Origin of the sequence: Tautonia sociabilis, assembly GCF_003977685.1 — a bacterium.
Lineage (GTDB): Bacteria > Planctomycetota > Planctomycetia > Isosphaerales > Isosphaeraceae > Tautonia > Tautonia sociabilis.
This window is the reverse complement of the sequence record NZ_RYZH01000097.1, coordinates 1-9491: the sequence shown is the minus strand read 5'-3', so window position 1 is coordinate 9491 and position 9491 is coordinate 1. Positions and strand designations below refer to the sequence as shown.

Genomic DNA, 9491 nt, shown 5'->3' with positions numbered 1-9491 from the left:
AAGCTGCGTCGGGCGACGACCTTGAGCTGATCGTCGAGGACGCACAGGACGATGGTCTTCTTGTGGAGGTCGATGCCGACGTGGTGCACGGGAGTCCTCCGGTTCGGTGGGGCAGGAGTTCGGTTCTACACCTCCAGTCTTCCACCGGCTCGGGGCCCCGGGCCCCGTCGGCTCGACCTCCCCTCTCATAGTTTCAATCGGCGAGCGCCTGATTGCCTCAAGTCCTTCTCATTTCATGAGAAACGAAAACTCGCCCGTAACGTGTCGCAGCGCACCGGCCCGGTTCGGGCTCGAGCGTCGGATCGGACCCTGCCCGAGGTCGTTCGCCCGGAAACCTCTGCTGCGCACCGAACGGAGCGAAGCCAATTCGAATCGGGACCGATCGCTCCAACCCATGATCTGATTGGGAGAAACGACACAAGGGCTCAGGTCGATCGCAGCGCACCCTCTGGCGCACCGTCCCATCAGCACGGAGCAGGAGGCCCGATTCCGAGACGAACGAGCCTCCGGTCGATCGGGAAACAGTCCGGGCTCCGTCCCTGGGAAAGATCAGGGCCTTGCGCGATGCCCCGGACCCGGCGAGGCCCGGTTCGAGTCGATCCCGGGCGAAGCAGGAGCGAGTCCGGGAGGCCCCGGGACTTGGTTGGGCCAACTCCGGGGCCTGGCGAACGGGAGCGGGGGCGGCTCGCCAGGTCGGAGCAGGGAGGGAGTCCGCCTCCGGCGCGTCGGGGAGCCGGATCGTCTGCCTCGAGTCGACGCCTCGGAACTTTCCGAGGGCGGGGATCAGACCGGGCCGTCGCCCGGGTCGTCCGGGACAGGTTCAACCTGCCAGCCCTGGAGCTCGACCGTCGCCCCGCGGCCGAGGAAGTGGACGACGGCGACGAAGTGGTCGCGATTGCCCCTCCGGATGACGGTGCCGACCAGGTTCTTCAGCGGCCCCTCGAGGATCCGGACCCGGCTGCCGACGGGGTACTCCGGCTCGGGAACCACCGGCAGCCCCGAGGAGAGCATCCGGTGGATCTGGATCAGTTCCCCTCGCAGCCGGAACTGGTCGTCCACCCGCAGGATCGTCACGAGCTGGCCGCCGCCGAACGACTCGATCCGCTGGTGGGCATCCCCCAGCAGGAACAGGTAACCCGGGAAGAGCGGGACGATCGACTTGATCTTCCGGCCGCCGGGGGTGCGACTCTCCTTGAGGACCTGGGGGAGGTAGTGGGCGAGGCGGCGGTCTCGGAGGAACCGGGCGGCGGCCTTCTCCTGGCGGGGCTTGGTGTGCAGGCACCACCACCGGGGGAGGGTGGTTTCGTCCGGGTCGGGCAGGGGGGGGCGGATTCCGGCTCGGCGGGGGAGCGGAGGACGTGGGCGACCTCGGATTCCGACCGGTCGAACAGGTCGGGCGGGAAGATCTCCGGCTCAGCGGGCAGGATCGGCATCGCGGTGTCGTCTCCGTCGGTTCGCGGGCGGCCGTCGGGGCGATCGCAAGCGGGGCCCGGTCCCCGGGGCCCCGCAGGGGCGACGACCTCCGGCCTCTTCCCCGGGAACGATCATACGCATTCGGGAGGCGATCGGGCCAGGATAGGATCGACCTCCCGATCGACTGTTGCCGTCATGGCTGGGTGATATGGAAACGCCGCCGGTTTGAGCGTATCATCGGTGCAGGGACTGCCCATCGATGTCCCCCGCCCTCTGTCCCTCCCTGGCTGACCCGAGGACCCGCCGTGCTCAAGTACCTGGGGGAGCGGCTCGAACGCCGCAGGAACCGGAAGAAGATGGCCGCCGAGGCCCGATGTCCGAAGGCCGTCGCCGAGCTCGAACGCCGTCTGGACCGGCAGCTCGCCCACGCCCTGGAACGTGCCTCCGCCCGCCCGGCGTTCCCTTCCCCCCGGCAGTGACCGGCCGGGCGATGGCCTGGGGCCGAGGCGGTCGGGCCCGGTGCGGTCCTTTCGCCCCGGCAGCACACCTGGCCCGACTCCGCTCGATGGACCCGAGTCTCGGACGAAGGGGCCACTGCCCCAGCCAGGACCGGACGGTCGAGATCGGCCGAGCCCTGGAACCTGGGCGTTCCGCCCGGGGAGGGCAGGCCTCCTCGATCTCGGCGAGCCCGGCTCGGCGCCGACGCCGGAATGAAGACCACGGCGGAGGCCGGCGATCGGCACCCATCGCCCTGACTCCTCGATCCTGAACGCCCGACCCGGTCCCAGCGGCGGTGATCCGCCGGGAGGTTGCCGTCCGGTTTCGAGGCGGAGACGAACGTGGACACGATCCCGATCTTGCTGACTTGCGGCGGCGTCTCGGCTCTGCCGTACCGCCTCGAATGAAGCCACTGCCCCTCGACGGCTCGACGACCTGCAACAGCATGGCCGAAGAGACGGAAGGGTCCTATCCTGGAATCGTCTCGAATCGCCTTGCCGGGAGCCCCGAGATCCGGGGCGATCGCCCGGATCGATCACCCGATCCTCGGCTACCCTCCCCCCCGCAAGTCGGCCGGCCCCCGCTCTCCCCTTGGGCCGACTCCGCTGATCGGCGGTCGCGAGTCGGCCCCGACGGACAACCAGGATTCCGGCCGGCCGCGCCTTCGCACCGGATTCGACGCAGCGGGAGCCCCTGCGATGCCGTCCTCCGAGAACCGCGAGCACGTCGGGGAGTCTCCCCGGAGCGACCGGGGTGGACGCGGTCCGATCGGCCGGTCGACCTGGCCCGTCGAGCGATGGGGAGGTTCGGGGTCGATTCTCGGCCTTCAGGGGCTCGACCCGGCGTTCCTCGATCTGGTGGAGGAGACGACCCGGCGCCTCCTCGACGGCGAGCCGGTCGATGTGGAGAAACTCGTCGAGGAGCATCCGGACTGGGCCGAGGAGTTCCGGAGCCTGGTGCCGGCCATGCGGGGCCTGGCCGAGCTCTCGGCCGGCGTCGAGGAGCTCCCGGCCTCCTCCCGGGACGAGGACGGGCTGACGATCTTCGGCAAGTTCCGGATCCTTCGGGAAGTCGGCCGGGGGGGAATGGGCATCGTCTACGAGGCCGAGCAAGTGGCGCTCCGGCGTCGGGTCGCGCTGAAGATCCTGCCGCCGTCGCTGGCGATGGACCCCAGGGCGCTGCAACGCTTCCAGCTCGAGGCGCAGGTGGCCGGCTGGCTTCAGCACCCCCGGGTCGTCCCGGTGTACGACGTGGGCCTCGTCCAGGGTGTCCCCTACTACGCGATGCGGTTCATCGAGGGCGGGAGCCTGGCCGACCTGCTGGGGGAACTCCGCCTGCTGGTCGAGGACGACCGGGGAGCCAGCGGATTGAGTTCGGCGGAGGGGCTCGCCGCCGTCGCGTCGGGACTGCTGTCCGGGCGCCTGGCCCCCTCTCGTCGCGAGGGGGACGGGAGCCGATGCGGCCCGGCCCCGGCCCTCGCCCCCGCTCCGGACCATACCGACGCCTCGGGCCCGCCCTCGATCGGTCGCCGGGCGTACCTCCGGGCGGTCGCCGCTCTGGGAATGGACGTGGCCGAGGCACTCAGCCACGCGCACGACCAGGGGGTGGTTCACCGCGACATCAAGCCGTCCAACCTGCTTGTCGACCTCCGGGGGGAGATCTGGGTCGCTGATTTCGGCATGGCCCACGTCCAGGGGGACGCCGGCCTGACCGTCACCGGCGACCTGCCCGGGACCCTACGCTACATGAGCCCCGAGCAGGCGCTGGGCAAGCGGGCCCTGATCGACCGCCGCTCCGACGTCTACTCCCTGGGAGCGACCCTCTACGAGTTGCTGACGCTGCGGCCCGCCATCCCGGGAGACGACCGCCAGCAGATCTTCCGGACGATCGCCGAGGGGGAGCCGGCTCCGATCCGTCGGCTGAACCCGGCGGTCCCCCCCGACCTGGCGACGATCGTCTCGAAGGCGATGGCCAGGGATCCGTCAAACCGGTACGAGACGGCCCGCCAGCTCGCCGAGGATCTCGGGCGGTTCCTCGACGGCCGGCCGATCGTCGCCCGGCCGGTCGGGCCCCTGTCCCGGGTCTGGCGCTGGTGCCGGCGCAGGCCGATGCAGGCAGGGCTCGTCGCGACGCTCGTCGTGGCCCTCTCGGCCGGCTTCGCTGGCGTGACCTGGGGCTGGCGCGAGGCCGTCCGGCAAAAGCGGCGGCTGCTCGTCGCCGAGCGCGAGGCCCGGGCCGAGGCCGCCAAGGCCGAGGCCATCAACCGATTCCTGATCGAGGGCCTGATCCACCAGGCGGAACCGGCGAGCAACCCCGCCGAGGAGCCCGTCACGCTCCTGGAGGTTCTCGACCGAGCCGCGGCCCGGGTCGACTCGGCCTTCCCCGGGCATCCCGAAACCGAGGGGGCGATCCAGCTCGCCATCGGCCGCTCCTACCACAGCCTTGGCGAATACCACAAGGGCGAGGGGCACTTCCGGGCCGCCCTCGAATGCTTCGAGTCCCTCCGGGACGACGGCGAGGGGCAGCGCCTGGAGGCGACGTCGGAGCTGGGCCACATCCTCTGGCACCTCGGCCGCCGGGACGAAGCCCTGTCCCTCCTCTCCCGGGCCCTGCCCGAAGCCCGACGCACCCTCGGGCCCTCGCACGCGGTCTCCATCCAATCCGCCCTGTACCTCGCGGGAGTCCTCCGGAGCTGGGAACGGCTCCAGGAGGCGGAGACGCTCTACCGAGCGAGCCTCGAAGACGCGGGCCGCGCCCTGGAGCCCGACCCAAGGTTCCTCTTCTCCGCCCGATTCCACCTGGGAGAAATCCTCCTCCGCCGGGGGAAGGCCGACGAGGCCGAGGCCCTGTACCGGGAGCTGGCGGTCGAGCAGCGGCGCGAGCTGGGGCCGGAGCACCCCCACTCGCTGACGACGCTCAACAACCTCGGCGCGGCCCTCAACCAGCAAGCCAGGTACGACGAGGCGGAACGCATCTTCCGCGATTGTCTCGAAACCGGCCGCCGGATCCTCGGCGAACATCACCCCGACACCGTGACCGCGCTCTATAACCTCGGTCATGTGCTGGTCGCGCAGGGACGACTGGACGAGGCCGAGCCGCTGATCCGCCGGAGCGTCGAGCAACGCCGGAAATCCATCGGCCCGGAACACCCCGACACGCTCTATGTGACCAGCAGCCTCGCCGACCTGCTCCGGGACCAAGGCCGGCTGGACGAGGCCGAGGGACTGCTCCGCGATTGCCTGGCGGCGCAGCGTCGCGTCCTCGGGCCGGACCACCGCGACACAAGGCAAACGGCCCGACGGCTCGACCTCCTGATCGAAGACCGATCCCGATCCGCACCCGCCCCCTCGACACCGCCCTCACCGTCGTCGTCGAGCATAAACCTCCCTTGATCCCTCCCCAACGGCGGCGCAGTCCCCAGGGCCTCGGCCGCCCCGATCGGCGGAGGACGCCCGAACCTTAACGCTCGATGGTCGATTGGGTTGCGAAATCGAGAAAATCCCGCGTATCCCTGGCCGCCGGATTGCGGGGTGAGAGGGAGGGAGGTTCGCTGATGACCGAGACGACCCGGCTCGACCAGGAGTTGATCGACCAGGCGCTCCGGGGGGATGCCGTCGCCCGCCAGGAGCTGCTGGAGGTGCATCGCGAGCACCTCCGGCGCATGGTCGCAGCCCGTCTCGATCGCCGGCTCACCTCCCGGGTCGACCCCTCGGACATCGTGCAGGAGACCCTGGCCGAGGCCTCGAAGCGGATGGATGGCTTCCTCAAGGACCGGCCCTTGCCGTTCCTCGGCTGGCTGCGCCAGCTCGCCGCCGAGCGGGTCATCGACACTCATCGCAGGCACATCGCCTCCCAGCGTCGGAGCATCACCCGGGAGAACCGGGCCGACACGCACCTCGACGACTCGTCCCGGGCCCTCGCCCGACGGTTCCTGGCGAACGACTCGAGCCCGAGCGACCGGCTCTCGCGCCGGGAGCGACGCGAGCAAGTCATGGCGGCGCTGGCCTCTCTGTCGGCCCGGGACCAAGAGGTGCTGGTCATGCGCTACCTCGAGCAGCGCGACGCCTCCCAGATCGCCGAGGCGCTGGGGATCACCCGGGGGGCGGTAAAGGCCCGACTGCTCCGAGCGCTGATCCACATGAGAGGCCGGCTGGAGGAGGACGGATGAGCGACCGATCCGGCCGAGGCCTCCCGTCGCCCGCCGGGGAGGCTCCCAGGCGGGCCGAGCGAACCAGGGCGATCACCAGGAGGCTTCCGGCCGGCTCGCCGATCGGCCCGATCACGGTTCTCTTCTCCTCCCCCGGCTGCTCCGAGTCGATCCGAGGCCGGACCCCACCATCCTCGATCTCGTCCCTCCCGGCCGATTCTCGCCCCGATCGGGGCTCTCCCCCCTCGCTCCCAGACCGACCGGAATTCTCGACCGGAGACCGCTCCCCGTGAAGAAGCGACCCAATCGCCCTCGCCGCTCCCCCTTGCTCCTGACGATCGCGGGCGTCTCGCTCCTGGCCGTGGCCGGTTGCGGAGACAACGACGGCGTTGTCCGAGGCGCCGGGTCGATCGACGTCCCGAGGCCGAACACGTTCTACACCCCCGAGGAGGAGGCCGCCCACGCCGGCCAGGCCCCCGCCCCGTCTCCCTCGACCGACCGCTGACCGGCCGGCGATCCCTCCCCCGCCACCTCTCCCACCTCACCCCGCCACCTCGAACTCCATCTCCCGGAGGAGCCGACCATGCACCCCGACGACTCCCGCCCCCTTCGGAGTCGGCGTCGCCACCGAGGCTTCACGCTGATCGAGCTGCTGGTGGTCATCGCGATCATCGGCGTCCTGATCGCCCTGCTCCTGCCCGCCGTCCAGTCCGCCCGAGAGGCGGCCCGGAGGGCCCAGTGCGTCAACAACCTGAAGCAGATGGCCCTGGCGGCCAACAACTACGAGGCGACCTACGGCTCCTACCCGCCGGCCACGCTCGTCACGTTCCCGAGCGTCGGCTTCTCGTCGCTCGTCCACCTTTGCCAGTACATGGAGCAGACCGCGCTCTACAACGCGGCGAATTTCGAGCTCTCCTACTTCTTCCCCGCCAACTACACGATCGCCGGCACCGGCTTCTCAGCGCTCTTCTGCCCCAGCGACGAGTCGGCCTTCGTGGCCACCCCCATCCAGTACGGACCGCCAACCTATTCTCAATTTCACAACCATTACTCGGGGGTCGTGGGCCCCTGGATGGCATGGGGCCTCGTGCCGGGACCGTCGGGTCTGCTCACGACCGATCCGCAACTGTCCCGACACGCCCGGGGGACGATCATCCCGGGCGGGGGGGTCACCGTCGCCTCGGTGCGAGATGGTACAAGCAACACAATGATGTACACCGAGACCGGGCACGGGGTCTTCAACGAGAGCTCCCGGAACTGGCTCCACCAGTGGAACGTCGGCCAGCCGACCGACTGGTGCCTCGAGGCCCGGTTCCCGCCGAACTGGGCCCGCCGCTACTCCGACTCGGTCAACGACCCCGGCAACGCCGCGCTGTCGAGGTGGGCCCCCTTCAACGCCATGAGCTTCCACCCCGGCGGCGTGAACGTCGCCTTCTGCGACGGCTCGGTTCGGTTCCTCAAGGACACGATCGACTCGTGGATCGTCCCCCCTCCCCAGGTCAACGGCCTGCCGACGGGAACGAGCCAGACCCCCTCGTCGAACGGATCCGACTACGGCCTGACCGTCGCTCCGGGGACAAAGGTGGGCGTCTATCAGAAGCTCGCGACCCGAAACGGCGGCGAAGTGGTGAGTGCCGACGAGTATTGACCCATTCCCGACCGCCGAGGCCCCAGCGCGCCGGATCCTGGACTGGAGCACGATGGAACGGTCGGACCGATCCAGGGGCCGCGCTCCTGGGGAAGCGACGCCGATCCTTGTCCGAGTTCCAACAGAAAATTCCCGCCGGACACGATGTCCCGCAAGCGTTTGTTCCGTGCTCACGACCCTGACGGCCGGCCGACTTTGGAGTGACAATAGAGAGCACATGAAGACAAAAGATGATTCGCATGCGGAGAGAGGAGGCGTTCCGGCAACGGGGTACGGGTATGGCCGTCCTACCTGAGGTCGTATTCCCAACGTCTGCTGGATACCGATCTCATGGCGGTCCACGGTGTCGAGGGCCGCTCCGAGTGCGGAGCTCCCCCCATACCGATGATCACCGATCAGGAATGAGGGTGGGCCATGAACACGATCAACTACATCGATCGCTTCGACACGAGCAACCCGAGGGCGACCCCCCTCCCCGCGACTCGGAGGCGGCGAGGAAGATCCTGGAGGACGGCAATCGGTTGTTCTCCCAGTGAATGGAGAACTGCCGGACTCGCACGCTCACCGACGGCGAACCGCAGTACGTCGTGCCCTGCAACGGCCTGGAGGTCGGCATGCCTCGATCCCACGGCGAGATGCCGAGGCAGGCCCCCCTTCGCTGTCGTGGTCGGCTGCTCGGATGCCCGGGTCCCAACCGAAATGCTCTTCGGCCAGGGATTCAACGACCTGTTTGTCATCCGGGTCGCCGGCAACGTCCTTGGCGACGTGTGTATGGAGAGCGTCGACTTCGCCCTGAACGCCTTGAGCGAGAGCGTCCGCGTCGTCGTCATGCTCGGCCATAGCGGCTGCCGCGCCGTCTCAGAGGCGGTCGATTCCTACCTCAGCCCGGTCAAATTCTGGTCCAAGTCCGTCTCTCCCATGCTCCGATCGATCACCCAGCGAATCTTCGTGGCGGTGCGCGAGGCTGCCAGCGGCTTCAAGCAGGTCTGGGGGCCCGATGCGAGGGAGATGCCGGGCTATCGGGAGGCCCTCATCGAGGCCGCGGTTTGCCTCAACGCGGCGCAGGCGGCGTTCAATCTCCGCCAGGAAGTCGAACGGGCGGCCCAGTGGGAGATCGATTGGGACCGTCGCCCCCGCCGATGGCTGGTGAAAGCAGGGGGTGGACATCGCCTACAACGGCGACTGGGGTTATCACCCGCTGGTCGTCTCGCTGGCCAACACCGCCGAGCCGCTGTTCCTGGTCAACCGCAGCGGCAACCGCCCCTCGCACGAGCACGCTGATGTCTATCTGGACCGGGCGATCGCCCTCTGCCGCCGGTGCGGATTCCGCAAGGTCACGCTCCGGGGCGACACCAAGTCCACCCAGACGAAGCACCTGGACCGCTGGGACGCCGACGGCGTCCGGTTGCTCTTCGGGATCGATGCCCGAGAGAACCTCAAGGACCTGGCCGAGCACCTGGATGACCTGAGCTACAGCGAACTGCAACCCCCGCCCCGGTATGAGGTCAAGACGGTGCCCCGTCGGGCCCGGGAGCGGCACAAGGAGCGGATCGTCGCCGAGCGGAAGTTTGAGACACTCACGCTTGTTTTGAAACTATGAGAGGGGAGGTCGAGCCGACGGGGCCCGGGGCCCCGAGCCGGTGGAAGACTGGAGGTGTAGAACCGAACTCCTGCCCCACCGAACCGGAGGACTCCCGTGCACCACGTCGGCATCGACCTCCACAAGAAGACCATCGTCCTGTGCGTCCTCGACGATCAGCTCAAGGTCGTCGCCCGACGCAGCTT

General features: G+C 69.3%; 6 protein-coding genes and 3 pseudogenes. 7 read left to right on the top strand and 2 right to left on the bottom strand.

Going from position 1 to position 9491, the window contains the following annotated elements:
• Positions 1-783: 783 nt before the first annotated feature.
• Positions 784-1059: a transcription termination/antitermination protein NusG gene (nusG, locus tag TsocGM_RS27470; protein ID WP_233579190.1), complete on the bottom strand. Its 276-nt coding sequence runs from the start codon at positions 1057-1059 to the stop codon at positions 784-786.
• 120 nt (positions 1060-1179) lie between these two features.
• Positions 1180-1278: pseudogene (locus TsocGM_RS27465) on the bottom strand (transcription termination/antitermination protein NusG); the annotation flags it as partial.
• 440 nt (positions 1279-1718) lie between these two features.
• Here TsocGM_RS27465 and TsocGM_RS26380 point away from each other — a divergent pair.
• The 7 genes and pseudogenes from TsocGM_RS26380 to TsocGM_RS28120 form a co-directional block, all read left to right on the top strand.
• Entirely contained in the window at positions 1719-1892 is a 174-nt protein-coding gene (locus tag TsocGM_RS26380; RefSeq protein WP_158633762.1) for a hypothetical protein, read from the top strand.
• A 717-nt stretch (positions 1893-2609) separates the two neighbouring features.
• Positions 2610-5303: a serine/threonine-protein kinase gene (locus TsocGM_RS25190; protein ID WP_126728227.1), complete on the top strand. Its 2694-nt coding sequence runs from the start codon at positions 2610-2612 to the stop codon at positions 5301-5303.
• A 161-nt stretch (positions 5304-5464) separates the two neighbouring features.
• A complete protein-coding gene (locus tag TsocGM_RS25185) occupies positions 5465-6079 on the top strand; it encodes a sigma-70 family RNA polymerase sigma factor (protein WP_126728226.1) in 615 nt (204 codons plus the stop codon).
• A gap of 268 nt (positions 6080-6347) precedes the next feature.
• Complete coding sequence (locus TsocGM_RS25180) at positions 6348-6563, top strand: hypothetical protein (protein ID WP_126728225.1); 216 nt, start codon at positions 6348-6350, stop codon at positions 6561-6563.
• Positions 6564-6641: 78 nt separating this feature from the next.
• Positions 6642-7706: a DUF1559 domain-containing protein gene (locus tag TsocGM_RS25175; RefSeq protein WP_126728224.1), complete on the top strand. Its 1065-nt coding sequence runs from the start codon at positions 6642-6644 to the stop codon at positions 7704-7706.
• A gap of 414 nt (positions 7707-8120) precedes the next feature.
• Positions 8121-8618 (top strand): annotated as a pseudogene (locus tag TsocGM_RS28125) (carbonic anhydrase); the annotation flags it as partial.
• A 208-nt stretch (positions 8619-8826) separates the two neighbouring features.
• A pseudogene (locus TsocGM_RS28120) lies at positions 8827-9294 on the top strand (IS1380 family transposase); the annotation flags it as partial.
• Between the last annotated feature and the right edge of the window lie 197 nt (positions 9295-9491).

Excerpts from the sequence above, each read along its gene's own strand:
- TsocGM_RS25185 (WP_126728226.1), top strand. The coding sequence starts at position 5,465 with ATGACCGAGACGACCCGGCTCGACCAGGAGTTGATCGACCAGGCGCTC.
- TsocGM_RS25190 (WP_126728227.1), top strand. The coding sequence starts at position 2,610 with ATGCCGTCCTCCGAGAACCGCGAGCACGTCGGGGAGTCTCCCCGGAGC.
- TsocGM_RS25175 (WP_126728224.1), top strand. The coding sequence starts at position 6,642 with ATGCACCCCGACGACTCCCGCCCCCTTCGGAGTCGGCGTCGCCACCGA.